General features: G+C 68.0%; 17 protein-coding genes. 9 read left to right on the top strand and 8 right to left on the bottom strand.

All coding sequences use genetic code 11. The annotated features are described in order from the left end of the window. Positions 1-64 precede the first annotated feature (64 nt). The 3 genes from J0J01_RS02485 to J0J01_RS02475 all read left to right on the top strand — a co-directional run bounded on the left by J0J01_RS02485 (position 65) and on the right by J0J01_RS02475 (position 3,178). The gene (locus J0J01_RS02485) at positions 65-916 is read left to right on the top strand and encodes a transglutaminase family protein (protein WP_296378571.1); all 852 of its coding nucleotides are present in this window, start codon (positions 65-67) and stop codon (positions 914-916) included. Between the two features lie 235 nt (positions 917-1,151). Continuing rightward, entirely contained in the window at positions 1,152-1,514 is a 363-nt protein-coding gene (locus J0J01_RS02480; RefSeq protein ID WP_296378570.1) for a hypothetical protein, read from the top strand. 179 nt (positions 1,515-1,693) lie between these two features. After that, entirely contained in the window at positions 1,694-3,178 is a 1,485-nt protein-coding gene (locus tag J0J01_RS02475; RefSeq protein WP_296378569.1) for an aldehyde dehydrogenase family protein, read from the top strand. Positions 3,179-3,486: 308 nt separating this feature from the next. On the opposite strand, the gene J0J01_RS02470 is transcribed toward J0J01_RS02475, so the two are convergent. Genes J0J01_RS02470 through J0J01_RS02460 form a run of 3 tightly spaced genes read right to left on the bottom strand, consistent with a single transcriptional unit; the run spans position 3,487 to position 6,250 of the window. Further along, positions 3,487-4,908, bottom strand: a complete 1,422-nt coding sequence (locus J0J01_RS02470; RefSeq protein WP_296378568.1) for an amidase — start codon at positions 4,906-4,908, stop codon at positions 3,487-3,489. Continuing rightward, complete coding sequence (locus J0J01_RS02465; RefSeq protein ID WP_296378567.1) at positions 4,905-5,081, bottom strand: hypothetical protein; 177 nt, start codon at positions 5,079-5,081, stop codon at positions 4,905-4,907. Before J0J01_RS02465 ends, J0J01_RS02470 begins: the two co-directional genes overlap by 4 nt. 11 nt (positions 5,082-5,092) lie before the next feature. Further along, the gene (locus J0J01_RS02460) at positions 5,093-6,250 is read right to left on the bottom strand and encodes a thioesterase family protein (protein ID WP_296378566.1); all 1,158 of its coding nucleotides are present in this window, start codon (positions 6,248-6,250) and stop codon (positions 5,093-5,095) included. Here J0J01_RS02460 and J0J01_RS02455 point away from each other — a divergent pair. After that, positions 6,177-6,473 (top strand): HU family DNA-binding protein, encoded by a 297-nt coding sequence (locus tag J0J01_RS02455; protein ID WP_296378565.1) that lies wholly within the window; start codon positions 6,177-6,179, stop codon positions 6,471-6,473. The genes J0J01_RS02460 and J0J01_RS02455 overlap by 74 nt on opposite strands. 103 nt (positions 6,474-6,576) lie before the next feature. Here the strand turns inward: J0J01_RS02455 and J0J01_RS02450 are convergent, their stop codons facing one another. Then, positions 6,577-7,815, bottom strand: coding sequence for an aminotransferase class III-fold pyridoxal phosphate-dependent enzyme (locus tag J0J01_RS02450; protein WP_296378563.1), 1,239 nt, complete (start codon positions 7,813-7,815; stop codon positions 6,577-6,579). A gap of 57 nt (positions 7,816-7,872) precedes the next feature. On the opposite strand from J0J01_RS02450, the gene J0J01_RS02445 reads away from it, so the two are divergent. Genes J0J01_RS02445 through J0J01_RS02430 form a run of 4 tightly spaced genes read left to right on the top strand, consistent with a single transcriptional unit; the run spans position 7,873 to position 11,402 of the window. Beyond that, entirely contained in the window at positions 7,873-8,658 is a 786-nt protein-coding gene (locus J0J01_RS02445) for a YdcF family protein (protein ID WP_296378562.1), read from the top strand. Next, a complete protein-coding gene (locus J0J01_RS02440) occupies positions 8,655-9,668 on the top strand; it encodes an ABC transporter substrate-binding protein (RefSeq protein ID WP_296378561.1) in 1,014 nt (337 codons plus the stop codon). Before J0J01_RS02445 ends, J0J01_RS02440 begins: the two co-directional genes overlap by 4 nt. A 9-nt stretch (positions 9,669-9,677) precedes the next feature. Then, complete coding sequence (locus J0J01_RS02435; protein WP_296378560.1) at positions 9,678-10,847, top strand: acyl-CoA dehydrogenase family protein; 1,170 nt, start codon at positions 9,678-9,680, stop codon at positions 10,845-10,847. A 9-nt stretch (positions 10,848-10,856) separates the two neighbouring features. Beyond that, positions 10,857-11,402, top strand: a complete 546-nt coding sequence (locus tag J0J01_RS02430) for a hypothetical protein (protein WP_296378559.1) — start codon at positions 10,857-10,859, stop codon at positions 11,400-11,402. A gap of 167 nt (positions 11,403-11,569) precedes the next feature. On the opposite strand, the gene J0J01_RS02425 is transcribed toward J0J01_RS02430, so the two are convergent. Next, entirely contained in the window at positions 11,570-12,967 is a 1,398-nt protein-coding gene (locus J0J01_RS02425) for a serine protease (RefSeq protein WP_296378558.1), read from the bottom strand. Between the two features lie 82 nt (positions 12,968-13,049). Continuing rightward, positions 13,050-13,736, bottom strand: coding sequence for a DJ-1/PfpI family protein (locus J0J01_RS02420; RefSeq protein WP_296378557.1), 687 nt, complete (start codon positions 13,734-13,736; stop codon positions 13,050-13,052). Between the two features lie 79 nt (positions 13,737-13,815). Here J0J01_RS02420 and J0J01_RS02415 point away from each other — a divergent pair, with 79 nt between their 5' ends. Next, positions 13,816-14,763 carry a GlxA family transcriptional regulator gene (locus J0J01_RS02415; protein WP_296378556.1) on the top strand — a complete coding sequence of 316 codons (948 nt, stop codon included), beginning with the start codon at positions 13,816-13,818 and terminating at the stop codon, positions 14,761-14,763. A gap of 4 nt (positions 14,764-14,767) precedes the next feature. Here the strand turns inward: J0J01_RS02415 and J0J01_RS02410 are convergent, their stop codons facing one another. Both J0J01_RS02410 and J0J01_RS02405 read right to left on the bottom strand, forming a co-directional pair. Further along, on the bottom strand, positions 14,768-14,920 hold the full coding sequence (locus J0J01_RS02410) for a hypothetical protein (RefSeq protein ID WP_296378555.1): 153 nt from the start codon (positions 14,918-14,920) through the stop codon (positions 14,768-14,770). A 105-nt stretch (positions 14,921-15,025) separates the two neighbouring features. Beyond that, complete coding sequence (locus tag J0J01_RS02405) at positions 15,026-16,441, bottom strand: MFS transporter (protein ID WP_296378554.1); 1,416 nt, start codon at positions 16,439-16,441, stop codon at positions 15,026-15,028. Positions 16,442-16,444: the final 3 nt, after the last annotated feature.

Below are 16,444 nucleotides of genomic sequence, written 5' to 3'. Positions count from 1 at the left end.
GCCGGCAAAGCAGCGTAACGACAGCGGGGCGGGTGGAGACCCTCTCGCCCCGCTGGAGCATCCGTTGATCGTGCTGACGATCCGTCACAAGACGACGTACCGATACAACAGGCCGGTCAAGCTGGACGCTCACCGGCTGATGCTGCGCCCACGGGAGAGCCGCGACCTCCGCCTGATCTCCAGCGAGTTGATCGTGCTGCCCGAGGCGGTCGTCACCTGGGCGCACGATGTCTTCGGCAATGCCGTTGCCACCGCGACGTTCGCCGGCACGACCGATCATCTCGTGGTCGACAGCGTGGTCGAACTGGAGCTCGACGCGACGGCATGGCCGGTGTTCGAGGTGGCGGCCTCCGCCATCTCCTATCCGTTCCCCTACCAGTCCGACGATCGCGCCGATTTGGGCGCGCTTGCTCTCCAGCAATACCCCGATCCGACGGGCCGGCTGCGCCAGTGGGCCGAGGCGTTCGTGCGCAGCCGGCCGACCGACACGCTGTCGTTGCTCAAGGACCTGAGCGCCGGGATCATCGCCTGGGTCCGCTACCAGAGTCGCGAGGACGAAGGCACGCAGTCGCCGCTCGAGACGCTCGATCGCGGTTGGGGCTCGTGCCGCGACTTCGCGGTCCTGTTCGTGGAAGCGGCGCGCGGCCTGGGCTTCGGCGGCCGCATCGTGTCGGGTTATCTGTACAATCCGGAGCGCGAGCAGGAAGCGGGCACCACGCATGCCTGGGCGGAAGTCTTCGTGCCGGGCGCCGGCTGGATCACCTTCGATCCGACCAACCGCGGCGTCGGCGGTTTCAACCTGATCCCCGTCGCCGTCGGACGAGGCATCCATCAAGTGATGCCCGTGGTGGGCAGCTTCACCGGCATGACCGACGCCTTCCAGGGCCTGTGGGTCGACGTCTCCGTCACTTCGTGAGTCGACGCGGTCGATGCCGCCGTGTACACCTGCTTCACCATCGGCAAGGAATTTTCCGGTCGCGATGGCTGAGAGAGATGCGTGTGCACCCGCCCGAAGGTGCGAGGTACACGCATGAAGGACAGGGCTCGTACAGCCCATCCCGTTCCCTTTTCCGATCCTGTCGATCGTCGGCTGCGCGCTGTCGCGTAGGGCCTGTTTGAGGCTGGCCGCGGTGCCGGCCGAAAGGACAATCATGAATCTTCCAACCAACACGAAGCCCTGGATCCAGGGCATGGTCATCGGCGCCATCGCGACCGCCATCATCGGCTTCGGCTGGGGCGGCTGGGTCACCGGCGGCAGCGCCGACAAGCGCGCCGCTGTGGCCGCGCACGACGCCACCGTGGTGGCGCTGGCCTCGATCTGCGCCGATCGCTTCCGCGCCCAGGCCGATTCTCCGGCCAAGCTGGTCGAGCTCAGCAAGGTCAGCTCGTGGGATCGCGGCAATTTCATCGAGAAAAGCGGCTTTGCGCAGATGCCCGGCAGCAAGACGGCCGATTCGGACGTGGCACGCGCCTGCGCCGAGAGCCTGGCCGCGGTGGCCACGCCCAAGACCTGAAGACCGACGCGCAGGTCGCCGCGGCGTTGGCCGGAAGCGGCCGAAGAAGCACGCTGCCTGCGGAGACTGCTGTGGCGACATTGCCGAACGAGCCGACGCGCGAGGTCAGACTCGCGGCCTTGTCGCTGCGGCGCGCGAGCGCCAAACTCCGCGCGGTTCAAAACGCGTGGAAGAGCAACATGTCGATCACTGCTGAAAAAACACCCGCCACCTATCAGCCCAAGGGGATGCTGGTCGGCGGCAAATGGGTCGACAGCGCGTCCGGCACGCGCTTCGCCGTCGAGAACCCGGCCAACCGCAAGCCGATCGCCGACATGCCGCGCGCCGCGGCGGCCGACGTCGATGCCGCCGTCGCCGCGGCCGAGAAGGCCTTCCCTGCCTGGAAGAGCGTGGTGCCGCGCGAGCGCGGCAAGCTGCTGCTCGAGATTGCCGAGGCGATCCAGGCGCGCAGCGAAGAGCTCGCGCGCACCATCGCGCTCGAGACCGGCAACGCGCTGCGCACCCAGGCGCGCGGCGAGGCCAACATGACCGCCGACATCTTCCGCTACTTCGGCGGCCTCGCCTCGGAACTGAAGGGCGAGACCGTGCCGCTCGGCGAGCACGTGCTGTCCTACACCCGCCGCGAGCCGATTGGCATCGTCGGCGCCATCATCCCGTGGAACGCGCCGGTGATGCTGGGCGCGCTCAAGATCGCGCCCGCCCTGTGCGCCGGCAACGTCATGGTGCTGAAGGCCGCCGAGGACGCCCCGCTCGGCGTGCTGATGATGGCCGACATCTGCCAGCAGTTCCTGCCGCCCGGCGTGCTGAACGTGCTGACCGGCTACGGCGCCGATGCAGGCGCCGCGATCGCCAACCATCCGAAGATCCGCAAGCTCTCCTTCACCGGCTCGACCGAGGTCGGCAAGGTGATCATGCGCGCCGCGGCCGAGCGCATCGTGCCGGTGTCGCTCGAGCTCGGTGGCAAGAGCCCGTCGCTGGTCTATCCCGACGCCGACGAGGACTGGGCGGTCGACGGCATCATCGCCGCCATGCGCTTCACCAGGCAGAGCCAGAGCTGCACCGCAGGCTCGCGCCTGTTCCTGCACGAGGACATCTTCGACAGCTTCCTCAAGAAGCTGGAGAAGAAGACCACCGGCCTCAAGATCGGCGACCCGCTCGACGAGGCGACCGACATCGGCACCATCATCAACAACAAGCAGTTCACCAAGGTCTGCAAGTACGTGCAGGACGGCCTCGATCGTTCCGACGCCCAGTTGGTGTTCGGCGGCCTGCCGCCGAAGACCGGTCCGCTGAGCGAAGGCTACTTCGCCATCCCGACCGTTTTCGCCGACCGCTCGAACGACTGGCGGCTGGCGCGCGAGGAGATCTTCGGGCCGGTCCTGGTGGCGATCCGCTGGAGCGACGAGGCCGAGGCGATCCGCATGGCCAACGACAGCCACTACGGACTCGCCGCCTACATCTGGACGCACGATATCGGCAAGGGCCTGCGCGCCGCTCATGCCATCGAATCCGGTTGGGTGCAGGTCAACCAGGGTGGCGGCCAGACCCCCGGCATGTCGTACGGCGGCTACAAGCAGAGCGGCATCGGCCGCGAGTTCTCCCTCGAAGGCATGCTCGACAGCTTCACCCAGAGGAAGAGCGTCACGGTCAATTTGGCCGTGTAGAAAGACGCCGACGCCCCGTCTCACCCGTCCCAAGGGGGTGTGGGACGGGTTGGATGCCGGTGGCATCGGCATCGGAGGCCTGTGAGTCCCAAATTTTTTTGAGCGAATTCCCCGGTTCGCGTTTTTCTTCGCCTCAGGCGCATCGCATACAAGGCAAGCATCATCATGCGCGCGACTCTGCACGAAGGCGCGCCAGACACCTATTATGGGCAATGGCCGCTCGCGTTCCCTAAGGAATCGGGGGCGAGACTCGCGTTCCATTGCCCATAATGAGGCTCGCGCGCGATGGCTTATCCACAGCCTTTCGTTCAGCTTGGAACCTTGGTGTGGAAGTCGGTCGTGCCCTGGTAGGCGTGACCGATGCGATAGAGCAGGCCCTCGTCGAACGGCCGTCCGACGAGCTGCAGGCCGATCGGCGCACCGTTTCTGTCGAAGCCGCAGGGCACCGACAGCGCCGGCACGCCGAGCGTATTGAAGGGGCGGGTGAGGCCGGTGAAGCCGGCCACCATCTTCAGGACGGCAGGGCCGCCCTGCTCCTCGGTGTCGGTCTCCTCGATGGTCGGCAGCGGGAAGGGAATCGCCGGCAGGATCACCGCGTCGACGCCCTCCATCGACATCGACAGGAACTCCTTCACGAAGTGGGGGCGCAGCCGCAGCGCGTCGATGTACTGCGTCGCCGGTATGAAGAAGCCCGCCTCCATGCGCGTGCGCACCTGGTTGGCGTAGAGCTCCGGCGTCTTCTCCATCCACGGCCGGTGCATCGCCGCGGCCTCGCACTTCACCATCACCTCGGCGGCGCGATAGAGCGCGGTGAAGTCGGGCAAGGTGACCGGTGTGATCTTGGCGCCGAGCTTGCCGAGCGCGTCGGCGGCGGCCTGCACCACGGCACCGATCGCCGGATCGAGCGGCACCAGGCCTTCCTTCGGCAGCGCGAGGCCGATCTTCAAACCCGCAACGCCGCCCTCGAGCCCGGCCTCGTAGTCGGGCACCGGCTTCTCGCTGGTGGTCGAATCGTTGGGATCGGCACCGGCGATCGCCGCCAGCATCCGCGCGTTGTCGCGGATGGTGCGGGTGAGCGGCCCGACATGGTCGAGGCTCCACGAGCGCGCGACCGCGCCGGCGCGGCTGACGCGGCCGTAGGTCGCCTTCATGCCGACCACGCCGCAGGCCGCGGCGGGCAGGCGGATCGAGCCGCCGGTGTCGGAGCCCAGCGCACCGTAGACCAGGCGCGCCGCGACCGAAGCGCCCGAACCGCTCGAGCTGCCACCAGTGACTCGGCTCTGGTCCCACGGATTGCGGCAATGGCCGTGATGCACATTATGGCCTGTCGGGCCGGCGGCGAATTCCGCCATGTTGAGGAAACCAAGCTCGACCACGCCGGCGGCATCGAGCTTCTCCAGCGTCGTCGCGGTCACCGGCGCCACCCAGTCCTTGCGGATGGCGCTGCCGCCGGTCGAGAGCTCGCCCTTGCGGTAGTACATGTCCTTGTGCGCCATCGGCACACCATGCAGAGGACCGCGCCGCTTGCCGGTTGCCAGCTCGGCATCCATCGCCTTGGCCTGCGCCAGCGCCTTGTCCTTGTAGAGGCGCAGGAAGGCATTGACGCGCGGCTGCCACACGTTGATGCGCGCGAGGCAGGCTTCGGTCGCCTCGACCGAGGAGATGCGCTTGGCAGCGATCGCGTCGGCGACCTCGCTCAGGTCCCAGAGGGCAATGTCGTCGTTCCTCATGTGCGGGCCTCGCGCTCCATCAGGCTGGCGAACGCCGCCGGCTCGTCGTCGAAAGTGAGGCGCGCTTCGGCGGCCTTGCGCACGGCGTCGTTCAGCACCTGCACTTCGGCCGTGAGCTCGGCGAGCCGCTTTTCGTCGTGCTGAAGGCCTTGCAGTTTCAGGATGTCTTTCATGTCGCTCTCCGTCAGAGGCGCAGCGTGCGTTGGGCGAGGCGCGCCTGGTCCTCGGCCGAGAAGGTCATGATCTTGCGGATCTTCTGGTCGAACTTCATGCCGATGGCTTCGCTGCAAGCAGCAAGCTTGCCGGACTCGGCATCGAATGCGAAATGCGCCAGCTTCAGGATCTTGGCAGTGTAGCCTACGAGCCCGCTCATGATCGTCAGCAGCATGCCCGCCTTCAGGGGGCGGCGATAGCCGTGCAGCGTCTCGACCACGACCGAGCCTTCGCCGCGCTCCTGCATCGCCGCGCGATCGAAGCCCAGGTGATTCCACAGCCAGGGCGCCGCATCGGAGTAGCGGCCGAACTGATGGCGCGGCAGGAAGCGGCCGTGCTCGTCGCATTCCGCGGGCTTGATCAGCGTGCGGCCGGCGCCGATCAGGCCGATGCGCGCGCAATCCTCGAGCCGGATGTCGGGAAGCGGCGCCTGCCCGACGCTGCGCGGCCGCACGCTCGCCGGCAGCTCGATCCGGGCGGCCTCGGCGCGCCGGCGGAACGACTCGGGCCACGGCTTGTCGCATTCCAGGCGGCGCACGATGGTCGAGGCGAGCGTGCCGTCGGCGGGGTTGCGGATCTCGTGATAGAGGGCGAGCGAGCGCTCACCGACCTCGACCGGGGCCGAGCGGACCTCGACGGTATCGACCACGCGGAACTCGCGCAGGTAGCGGATATGGTCTTCCTGCACGTTTACCGAGAGGCCCGCCGCGGCCTGCGCACGTGGTCCCCAGGCCAGATTGTGCATCAGGTGCGCCGATGCCTCGTGGCCGAACTCGGTGTAGAATTGCACGTTCAAATGGGCGTTCTCATCGCACTGCCAGGTGTTCACGGCGGTGGTGAAAGTCGGGACAAGTTCGGCCGAAGACACGCGGGACACTCTCTCTAACCTGTGGATGGCCGCCTCAAATGGCCGAAAAAGCCCCAGAAATCGACATTTTTCAGCGTTTCGGCCCTTGCGAAGAAGCGATTCGTGGATAACCTTGGGCCCGTCAACGCTGCCCCGGGGCGTCGGGAAGACGTTGGCGAAACGAAAAAACGCAAGGGACCCCTCCACAATGGCTACCAAACCCTCCGCTCCTACCGTCCCGCTGTCCAAGGTGGCGGCCGAGTTGGCCGAGAAGACGGGCATGACCAAGAAGGACGCGACCGGCTGCCTCGACGACTTCGTCGGCTTGGTCGTGAAGCACCTCAAGAAGGGCAACAAGGTCCGCATCACGGGCCTCGGCATCCTTCAGGTCCGCAACCGTCCGGCTCGCATGGGCCGCAACCCGGCGACCGGCGAGGCGATCAAGATCAAGGCGTCGAAGAAGGTCGCCTTCCGCGTCGCCAAGGACCTCAAGGAAGCCATCTAACGCTTCCGCGACAGAATCGGGCGGGCCTCGGTGCACACCGAGCCCGCCCTTTTCTTTTTCCACAATCCGCATCCGTCGCGGCCCCAATCAGTCACGACCCCAATCAGTCACGACCAAAGTGCTTGGCGACCGCGGCCAGCGCCGCGTCGGTGGCCTGCAGCGTGCGATCGATGTCGGCCTCGGTGTGCGCCGCCGACAGGAACATGTTGTGCTGCGGATGCAGCCAGGCGCCGCCTCGCAGCGCCTCGACGACGAACAGCTTTCCTTTCTCGACCTGAGGGTCGTCGGCGAACAGCACCGTCGGCATCTGCACCGGCCCGGTCTGCTTCAGCCCCTGTCCATGCGCCTTGGCCTGCGCCGCGAGGCCGTCGCGCAGCCGTTGTCCCATCCGCGTCATGTGCGCGATCGAGTCGTCGCGCTCGAAGATCTCGAGCGTCTTCAGCGCCGCCGCCATCGACGCCGCGCCGCACCAGAACGAGCCGGTCATGAACACCGACGACGCGGCGTCGCGGAACTTGTCGCTGCCGGTCACCGCCGCCAGCGTGTAGCCGTTGGCGATCGCCTTGGAGTAGGCGGCGAGATCGGGCTTCACGCCGACCGTCTGCCAGCTGCCGCCGAGATCGAGCCGGAAACCCGCCCGCACATCGTCGAGGATCAGCGCGGCGCCTGACGCGTCGCAGAGCTGGCGGACGGCCTTCGCGAACGCGGGCGTCGGCAGCTCCTGGTCCTTGCCGTAGTCGTGCTTGAAGGCCGAGGCGATGACGCCCGCGATGTCGCCCTCGACCGAGGCGGCGGCGGCCTGCAGGCTCGCCACGTCGTTGTAGTCGTAGTGCACCAGGTGCACCCGATCCTCGGCGGTCGTGCCGGCGGGATGCGGCGTGCACCACGGCGCCGAGCCGTGATAGGCGCCGCGCGCCACCAGGATCTTGCGCCGCGCCGTCGCGGCGCGCGCGATGACGACGCAGAGGGTGGTGGCGTCAGTGCCGTTGCGCTGGAACAGCGTCCAGTCGGCATGCGCCACCATGCCGACCAGCTTCTCCGCCAGCTCGACCAGCCGTTCGGACGGGCCGGTCATCACGTCGCCCAGGTGGCGCTGCGCCTCGGCGGCGGCCTCGACCTCGCGGTTGCCGTAACCCAGCACCATCGGACCGTAGGCGCACATGAAGTCGACATAGGCGTTGCCGTCGACGTCCCACAGCGTGGCGCCCTCGGCGCGGGCGAAGAACTGCGGATAGCCCTCGGGCAGCCGCGCGACGTTGAGATGGCCGTACATGCCGCCGGGGATGACCTGGCGGGCGCGGGTTCGCAGGGCGGCATCGATGGGAAGGCGATTGGAGATCATCGGGAACTCTTTGCTCGAGGGAACGCCGCCAAGTATAGCCGGACGACCGTCGCCCGCATGGATGCCTACGCACTCCTCAAATTCCTTGCCAACCTGATCCTGCCGCCGGCGGCGCTGGGGGTCGGCGTCGTGCTGACGCTGCTGCTCCTGATCGCGCGACGGCGCCGGCTGGCCGTCACCGTCCTCGTGTTGTCGCTCGCCTACACCCTGGTGCTCGCCTACCAGCCGGTCGGCGACGTGCTTATGCACCAGCTCGAGGACAAGGCGCGTGAAGCCGAGCTGCAGGCGCCGCCGTGCTGCTACGACGCCATCGTGGTGCTGGGCGGCGGCATCGCCGCGGCGCATCCGCCGCAGCGGCCGCTGCCCGAGCTCACCGACAACGCCGACCGCATCTGGCAGGCGGCGCGGCTGTGGCGGCGTGGTGCCGCGCCGTGCATCATCGTCAGCGGCGGCAGCTTCTCGCCCGGGCACGAAGCGGCGACCACCGAGGCTGCGGCGATGCGTGTCTTCCTGCTCGATCTCGGCGTGCCGTCGGAGGCCATCATCGACGAGGGCAAGTCGATCAACACCATCGAGAACATCCGCAACGTGAAGGCGATCATCGGCGACGGCCGGGTGGCGCTGGTGACCTCGGCCTTCCACATGCCGCGCGCCCTGCAGCTTGCCCGGCGCGCCGGGCTCGACGCCGCGGCCTTCCCGACCGACTACCAGGCCTTGGCCCTGCCGCGCATGCCGTGGGACAATTGGCTGCCGTCGGTCGAGGGCCTGCGGCTCTCGACCGCGGCGCTGAAGGAGATCGTCGCCTTGAATTTCGACTTCCGCCGCTCCGCGCTCGACCGATGACCGCCTTCCGCCTCGACCGTCGCGCCGCGCTGGGCGCGCTCGCCACCCCGCTGCTGGTGCCGCTGGCGCGCCCGGCCCGTGCGCAGCCTCTCGAGCGGCTGTCATTCCACACCGACTGGCGAGCGCAGGCCGAGCATGGCGGCCACTACCAGGCGATCGCCGCCGGCCTCTACAGGTCGCGCGGCATCGAGCTCGAGCTCAGGCCCGGCGGTCCCAGCCTCAACATCGGCCAGATGCTGCTGGCCGGCCGCGTCGACATGGTCATGTCGAACAGCTTCGAGCAATTCACCTACGTCCGCGAGCAGGCGCCGTTCTTCACCATAGCGTCGATCTTCCAGAAGGATCCGCAGGTGATGATCGCCCATCCCGGCTCGGGCTTCGACAGCTTCGAGAAGATGAAGGGCCGGCCGCTGCTGATCTCCAACGGCAGCCGCTCGACCTTCTGGCCGTACCTGCGCAAGAAGTACGGCCTCTCCGACGCGCAACTGCGGCCCTACAACTTCAACATGGCGCCGTTCCTCGCCGATCCGCAGGCGATCCAGCAGGGCTTCGTCAGCTCCGAGGTCTATTCGATCGCCCAGGCGCTCGGAAAGGAACCCGAAGCGCTGCTGATCGCCGATGCAGGCTTCAGCGCCTACCAGACGACGATCGCGATCTCGCGCAAGCTCGCCGCCGAGAAGAAGGATCTGATCCAGCGCTTCGTCGACGCCACGGTCGAGGGCTGGGCGCAGTACCTCAAGGGCGGCCCGGCGACCGAGGCGGCGAACGCCCTGATCAAGAAGGACAATCCCGAGCAGACCGACGACCGCATCCGGCATGCCGTCAAGGAGCTGAACCAGCGCGGCATCGTGCTGTCGGGCGACGCGCTGACAGGCGGAATCGGTGCCATGAGCGACAGCCGCTGGGCGGATTTCTACAGCTCCATGGTCGATGTCGGCGTGCTGCCGGTTGGCCTCGACCCGCGGCAGGCCTATACGCTGGATTTCGTGAACAAGGGGATCGGCAAGTAGGAGGACGCGATGGACGGCATGTTCAAGGTGACCGAAGAGCAGACGATGCTGCGCGACCTCGTGAAGAAGTTCGTGGGCAACGAGCTGATCCCGCTCGAGAAGAACATCCTCGAGCGCTTCGCTTCCGGCCAGCCGGCGGCGCTGTCCGACGACGAGAACAAGAAGCTCTTCAAGCAGTGCAAGGATTTGGGCCTGTGGGCACTCGACGTGCCGGAGGAGGCGGGCGGTGCCAACCTGCCGGCAGTGGCGCTGGTCGGCGTCAACGAGGAGCTGGGCTACACCTGCGTGCCCTTCACCTTCCCGCCCGATTCGCCGAACCTCCACATGCTGCTGTCGACGGCCAATCCCGAGCAGCGCAAGAAATACCTCGAGCCCTACGCCGCCGGCGAGACCACCTCGGCGATCGCCATCTCCGAGCCCGGCGCGGGCGGCGACCCGGCCGGCATGAAGACCCGCGCGGTGAAGGACGGCGACCACTGGGTGATCAATGGCCGCAAGATCTGGATCAGCCGCATCGCCAAGGCCGACTTCACCATCGTCATGGCGGTGACCGACACCAACCTCGGCTCGCGCGGCGGCATCACCGCCTTCCTGGTCGACAAGGGCACGCCCGGCCTGGTCGTGGCGCGCGCCATCCCGATGCTCGCCGGCCAGCGCACCTACGAAGTCGTGTTCGAGGATTGCCGCGTCCACGAAAGCCAGGTGCTGGGCCGCCTCGGCGCCGGCTTCGCGCCGATGCAGCTCCGCCTCACGGTGCGCCGCCTGCAGATGGGCTCGTGGTGCATCGGGATGGCGCAGCGCGCGCTCGACATGATGGTCGAGCATGTCAGCCAGCGAGTCACCTTCGGCCAGAAGCTCGCCGACCGGCAGGCCATCCAGTGGTGGATCGCCGATGCGGCGACCAAGCTGCATGCCTGCCGTCTGATGGTGATGGACGCCGCGGTCAAGCAGGACGAGGGCCGCGACGTGCGTATGGAGGCCTCGATGATCAAGGTCTTCGCGACCGAGATGGCGACCGAGATCGTCGACCATGCCCAGCAGTCGTTCGGCGCCATGGGCGTCACCCAGGAGCTGCCGCTGGCGATCATGGCCCAGAAGGTCCGCACCATGCGGGTTTACGAGGGCCCGTCCGAGGTGCACCGTATGGTGATCGCGCGCCGCGTCCTCGGCGGCCGCTAGGAGGAAGCAATGACCTACACGCTCGACGCCTTCGTGAAGGAAGCGCGCTCGGCGCTTTCGGCCAACAACAACCCGGGCGGCCGCGAGCAGGTCCGCCAGTTGCTGGAGAAGCTGCTGACCAACAAGAGCTTCGTCGACGAGGCGGTGGGGCAGGGTGCGCCAATGGGCACGCGCAAGCTCTACGAGGACAAGGACCTGGGCTTCGTCGTGCTGGCCCACGTCAACGCCAAGGGCCACAAGAGCCCGCCGCACGACCATGGCTCGTCGTGGGCGGTCTACGGCCAGGCGGTCAGGTACACCGACATGAGCGAGTACAAGCGGCTCGACGGCGGCAGCGACGCCGGCGACGCCAGGCTCGAGAAGGTGAAGTCCTATCGTCTCGAGCCCGGCCATGCCGGCGTCTACGACGTCGGCGCGGTGCACGCCATCGACTATCCCGAAGGCAGCCGCTTCGTGCGCGTCACCGGCCGCGACCTCGATCACGTCAAGCGGCTGAAGTACGACGAGGCCGCGGGCAAGGCGATCACCATCGAAAGCGCCTCGGCGAGCGGCTAGGGCAACTCCTCCCCATTCATATGGCGAGGTGGCGCGTCGGCACTTTCACGCTTCGCGTGAAAGTGCCCTATCCGCGACGGAGGTGGCATGAGCTCCAGTCGTGCTGCCGCTATGACCCCTCCGTCAGCGTAGGACGCTGACACCTCCCCATTTGAATGGGGAGGAACTTAGTTCTTCGAAAATTCCTCGGCGGCGACGGCGAAGTTCAGGTTCTGGCCGCCGGCGAAGTAGAAGGTGGTGATGCCGAGCAACTGGCCCTGGGCGTCGAACAGGCCGCCGCCCGACGAGCCCTGGCTGATCGGCGCCGAGGTCTGCACCAGCTTCGCGCCCTTGTGGGTGCGCTTGGAGGAGACCAGGCCCTCGGCCACCGTCAGCTCCAGCCCCTGCGGCGTGCCGATGGTGATGGCGCGCTCGCCGACCTTGATGTCCTCGTAGGGCCGCACCGCTACCCAGGTCGACAGCTTCTGGTCGGTGCGCAGCACGCAGCGGTCGGCTGCGACGTTCATCGAGATCACGGTCGCGTTCTGCTCCTTCTTGTCGCGGCCGATCGTGACCTTGGGGTTCTCGTCGACGACGTGGCAGTTGGTCAGCAGCTCGTAGTCGCTGATCGCCACCGCCGAGCCCATCTTGCGCTCGGCCTTCACGACATAGACTGCGCCGCCGGCCTTCTCGAACACCTCGCGGGTGGTGAGGTCCTCGCCGTCGCGCGGCTTGAGCTTGATCTTGCCGCTCTTGCCCTCGCCGTCGACGTTGGGCGGCAGCTTGGCCGCGCCGGACGAGCGCGCGATCACGTCGGTGCGCATGTCGCCGGGGCCGAACGGCGAGTCGTCGACCTTGGGCCGGGGCGCTGCCGTCGGGTTGAAGTTGCGGCTCACCGTCAGGCTGTCGGCCAGCGCGCCGTACAGCATGCCGTAGGCCTTCGCCTGGGTTTCGGTGAGTGTGACGCTGGCGATCGCCGCGCCGGAGGTGCGGCAGGTCGCCTGCAGGTAGGTCTCGCGGCCGTCCTTGCGCTCGAAGATCGCGAACATGTCGTCGAGCTTCACCATCCAGGTGCCGCGCATCTGGCGCTTCAGGAGGTTGTAGAGCAGGCCGAAGTTGCTGCAGGTGATGTCGCCGTAGCGGGTGCCCAGCGACCAGCCGATGGCGCCCTCGAAGTCGTAGGCGATGCCGCCGTTGATCGGCCGGGTCGCGACGTACTTCACCAGCCGCGTCGGCACGCCGACCGACAGGCCGATCGACTTGTCGTTCAGCATCGACCAGCCGACCGCTTCGCGCTTCTTCACCGCCTCGGCCAGAAGCTCGCTGGTCTGGTCCTCGCTCAGCGTCTCGGTTTCCTTGTAGCCCTTCGCGGCCTGCCAGCTCCGGGTCGCCTTCTGCATCGCCGCGACCGGGTCGCCGTCCCACAATTCGAGATGGCTGGTCCAGATCAGCGCCTGGCGCAGCTCGCTGCCCGAGACCTTGTCGAACGGCAGCTCGTTCTGGGCGTGCGCGAGCGCGGGTAGCAGCGCCAGGCTGCTGACGACGACGACCAGGAAGCGATGGAGGGCAGCGGGCAGGGCGGACACGCAAACTCCTTCCGCCGCATTGTCGCTGCAGCGGCGGAAGGGGCCAATGTCACTCTTGTATCAATCGCTTCCGGGGCGTGCGTCAGTTCAGCCGTGCCGCCGCCTCGGCGTTGGCCTTGCGGCGGCTCTCCAGCGCCGGCGCCATCCGCTCGCGCAGGCGCTGCACGCGCTCGGGACCGGCCTTCTCCGGCGAGCCCGAATCGAACGGCGGCTGCGGGTCGTACTCGAGCATGAGCTGGATCGATTTGGCGACCTCCTCGCCGGCGAGCTCGGCGGCGACGGTGAGGCCGAAGTCGATGCCGGCGGTGACGCCGCCGCCCGAGATGCGGTTGCGGTCGCGCACCACCCGCTCGGCGACCGGAGTGGCGCCGAAGTCGGAAAGCATCTCGCGCCACGCCCAGTGGCAGGCCGAGCGGTAGCCCTTGAGCAGCCCGGCCGCGCCCAGCACCAGCGAACCGGTGCAGACCGAGGTGACGTAGCGCGCGGTCGCGGCCTGCCGGCGCAGGAAGTCGAGCGTCTCGGGATCGGTCATCAGCTCGACCTGGCCGTAGCCGCCCGGCACACAGATCACGTCGAGCTTGGGGCAGTCGGCGAAGGTGGTGTTGGGGACGATCGAGAAGCCGGCGTCGGTCGGGATCGGATCTCTCGTCTTCCAGATCATGTGCACGGTCGCGCCCGGCACGCGCGCCAGCACCTGGGCCGGGCTGGTGGCGTCGAGCTGGGTGACGTTGGGATAGATCAGGATGCCGATCGCGAGCGGGTTGGCCATGGAAGTCCTCCTTCGGGTCGCGGCGAAACTAGCGTCATCGGGGCTTGGCAGAAATGACAAAGAGTGTTTATTTTCTGCCATGGCGCACAAGCTCGTCATCCTGGCCTACGACGGCTGCCAGCTGCTCGACGTCAGCGGGCCGGCGGCGGTGTTCGGCGCGGCCAACGAAGCGGCCGGCAAGCCGGTCTACGACCTGCAGATCGTCTCGGCCGACGGCGGCCTCGTCACCGCGAACTGCGGCGTGGCGCTACAGTCGAAAAAGATCGGCGGCCAGCCCGACACCGTGCTGGTCGCCGGCGGCTCGCGCGGCCTGAAGGCGGCGATGGCACACGAGGGCGTCCGTGCCTGGCTGCAGCGCGTGGCGCCGCGCACCCGGCGCTACGGCTCGGTCTGCACCGGCGCCTTCGTGCTCGCCTCGGCCGGCCTGCTCGACGGCAAGCGGGTGGCGACGCACTGGGCGAGCTGTGCGCGGTTGGCCGAGAAATTCCCCGCTCTCTCGGTCGATGCCGAGGCGCTCTACGTCGTCGACGGCAAGGTCTGGACCTCGGCCGGCGTCACCACCGGCATCGACATGGCGCTGGCGCTGGTGGAGGCCGACCTCGGTGCCGCCGCCGCCAACCTGATCGCGCGCCACTTCGTGCTCTATGCGCGGCGGCCGGGCTACCAGTCGCAGTTCAGCCCGATGCTGCAGGCGCAGGCTGCCGCCGATGCGCCGTTCGCTTCATTGATCGACTGGATGCAGGACCATCTCGACCGCGAGCTCGACGTGCCGACCCTGGCGCGCCATGCCGGCTACAGCGAGCGCAGCTTCTACCGCAAGTTCACCGAGGCGACCGGCAAGACGCCGGCGCACTTCGTCGAGGATCTGCGGCTCGACGCGGCGCGCACGCTGCTGTCGAAGGGAATGGCCCTCAAGACGATCGCGGGCCGGGTCGGCCTGAAGTCATCGGCCCGGCTCGGCCAGGCGTTCGAGCGGCGCTTCGGCATGGCGCCGTCGCTGTTCCGCCAAATGCACGCCGCGGCGTGAGCCGCTACATGCTGCCGCCGCCACCGCCCATGCGGATCAGCTCCTGTTCGTGCCGGCGCTCTATCTCGTCGACGGCCGGTGTGTTGCGCCCATTGCCGCTGCAAGCCGCGAGTTGCACGGCGACGATCGCCAGAGCCAGCAGGTATCGGAGGACCATGGCCAACCTCCGTGTGAAGCGCGACTAGAGCATAGTCGGCCCAGCCGGAATCAGCTGGGCCGACTATGCCTTTGATCGAGATGCCCTCGTACATCGGAAGCCGCGCTAGCGCTGCAGCCTGAGCCTGAAGCTGCCGACAATCAACGCGGTGCCGGCGAAGCCGGCGCTGAGCCACAGCGCGGCCTTGGCGGCAGCGGCGGCGCCGCCGCCGGAGAAGTCGAACAGGCCGAATATCAGCGCGACCAACGCGGCACCCATGGTCTGGCCGAGCGTGCGCGCGGTGGCGATGATGCCGCCGGCGCTGCCGCTTCGCTCGCGCGGCACGGCGTTCATCATCAGCCGGTTGTTGGGCGCGGAGAAGATGCCGAAGCCCGCGCCGCACAGCACCAGACGCCACATGATGTCGGCGGTGCTTGGGTTGTCCGGCAGGAGCGCCGTCAGCACCAGGCCCGTCGTCATGCTGGTGAGGCCGATCGCGCCCAGGATGCCGGCGTGATAGCGGTCGGAGAGCCGGCCGGCGATCGGTGCGACCGAGGCGAGCGCCAGCGGCCAGGCGGTCAGCAGGATGCCGGTGTCGGTCGCGCTCTTGCCCATCACGGTGTGGAAGAGGAACGGCAGGCTGACGAAGGCGAGGCCCTGGGCGGTGAAGGTGCAGCTGCCGGTCGAGATCGACAGCGCGAAGATCGGCCGCTTGAACATGTCGACCGGCATCATCGGGTCGGCGAGCCGCGTCTGGCGGCGCACGAACAGGAAGCCCAGCACCGCCGCGCCGCCGAGCTCGGCGGCGATCGCCGCCGGCCGATGGGCATGGGCGATGCCGTCGATGCCGAAGATCAGCAGGCCGAAGGTGAAGCCCGACAGGATCGCCGACGGCCAGTCGAACGGCCGGTGCACGTGCGTGGTGTGCGGCAGGAAGCGTTCGCTCAACAGGAAGGCGACGATGCCGAGCGGGACATAGACCGCGAACAGGATGGGCCACGAGGCGAACGTCAACACCGCCGCGCCGAGCGACGGGCCGGCGGCGAGCGAGGTCGCGACCACCGTAGTGTTGAAGCCCAGGCCGCGCCCCAGCATGTTGCGCGGATAGATCGCCCGCACCAGCGCCGGCTGCACCGACATCAGCGCGGCGCCGCCCAGCCCCTGGAAGACGCGCGCGCCGACCAGCCACGACAGCGACGGCGCCAGCGCGCAGCCCAGCGAGGCCAGGCAGAACAGCCCCAGCCCGACGCGATAGACGCGCCGGTAGCCGACGATGTCGGCCAGCGCCGCGATCGGCAGCAGGCAGATCATCAGCGCGATCTGGCTGGCATTGACGATCCAGATCGAGGACTCGGCGCTGATCGCCAGATCGTGCGCGATGTAGGGCAGCGCCAGATTGGTCATCGAGTTGGCCAGCACCGACATCGACAGGCCGATCGTGATCGTGGCCACGGCGAAGCGGCGCGGCCAGCCTTCCGGCATGCCGTCGTGGAAGCTTTCGACTGGTCTTACGCCCGGGTCGACGGAGGAAGTGTCCGGCATCGC

The sequence above is a fragment of the Reyranella sp. genome (assembly GCF_017305915.1).
Classification (GTDB): domain Bacteria; phylum Pseudomonadota; class Alphaproteobacteria; order Reyranellales; family Reyranellaceae; genus Reyranella.
This window is presented reverse-complemented; position numbering and strand designations above follow the sequence as displayed.

Excerpts from the sequence above, each read along its gene's own strand:
- J0J01_RS02465 (WP_296378567.1), bottom strand. The coding sequence starts at position 5,081 with ATGAAAGACATCCTGAAACTGCAAGGCCTTCAGCACGACGAAAAGCGG.
- J0J01_RS02480 (WP_296378570.1), top strand. The coding sequence starts at position 1,152 with ATGAATCTTCCAACCAACACGAAGCCCTGGATCCAGGGCATGGTCATC.
- J0J01_RS02415 (WP_296378556.1), top strand. The coding sequence starts at position 13,816 with ATGGCGCACAAGCTCGTCATCCTGGCCTACGACGGCTGCCAGCTGCTC.
- J0J01_RS02440 (WP_296378561.1), top strand. The coding sequence starts at position 8,655 with ATGACCGCCTTCCGCCTCGACCGTCGCGCCGCGCTGGGCGCGCTCGCC.
- J0J01_RS02450 (WP_296378563.1), bottom strand. The coding sequence starts at position 7,815 with ATGATCTCCAATCGCCTTCCCATCGATGCCGCCCTGCGAACCCGCGCC.
- J0J01_RS02460 (WP_296378566.1), bottom strand. The coding sequence starts at position 6,250 with ATGCCCGTCTTCTCGGCCAACTCGGCCGCCACCTTGGACAGCGGGACG.
- J0J01_RS02430 (WP_296378559.1), top strand. The coding sequence starts at position 10,857 with ATGACCTACACGCTCGACGCCTTCGTGAAGGAAGCGCGCTCGGCGCTT.
- J0J01_RS02405 (WP_296378554.1), bottom strand. The coding sequence starts at position 16,441 with ATGCCGGACACTTCCTCCGTCGACCCGGGCGTAAGACCAGTCGAAAGC.
- J0J01_RS02455 (WP_296378565.1), top strand. The coding sequence starts at position 6,177 with ATGGCTACCAAACCCTCCGCTCCTACCGTCCCGCTGTCCAAGGTGGCG.
- J0J01_RS02470 (WP_296378568.1), bottom strand. The coding sequence starts at position 4,908 with ATGAGGAACGACGACATTGCCCTCTGGGACCTGAGCGAGGTCGCCGAC.
- J0J01_RS02435 (WP_296378560.1), top strand. The coding sequence starts at position 9,678 with ATGGACGGCATGTTCAAGGTGACCGAAGAGCAGACGATGCTGCGCGAC.
- J0J01_RS02420 (WP_296378557.1), bottom strand. The coding sequence starts at position 13,736 with ATGGCCAACCCGCTCGCGATCGGCATCCTGATCTATCCCAACGTCACC.
- J0J01_RS02475 (WP_296378569.1), top strand. The coding sequence starts at position 1,694 with ATGTCGATCACTGCTGAAAAAACACCCGCCACCTATCAGCCCAAGGGG.
- J0J01_RS02445 (WP_296378562.1), top strand. The coding sequence starts at position 7,873 with ATGGATGCCTACGCACTCCTCAAATTCCTTGCCAACCTGATCCTGCCG.
- J0J01_RS02410 (WP_296378555.1), bottom strand. The coding sequence starts at position 14,920 with ATGGTCCTCCGATACCTGCTGGCTCTGGCGATCGTCGCCGTGCAACTC.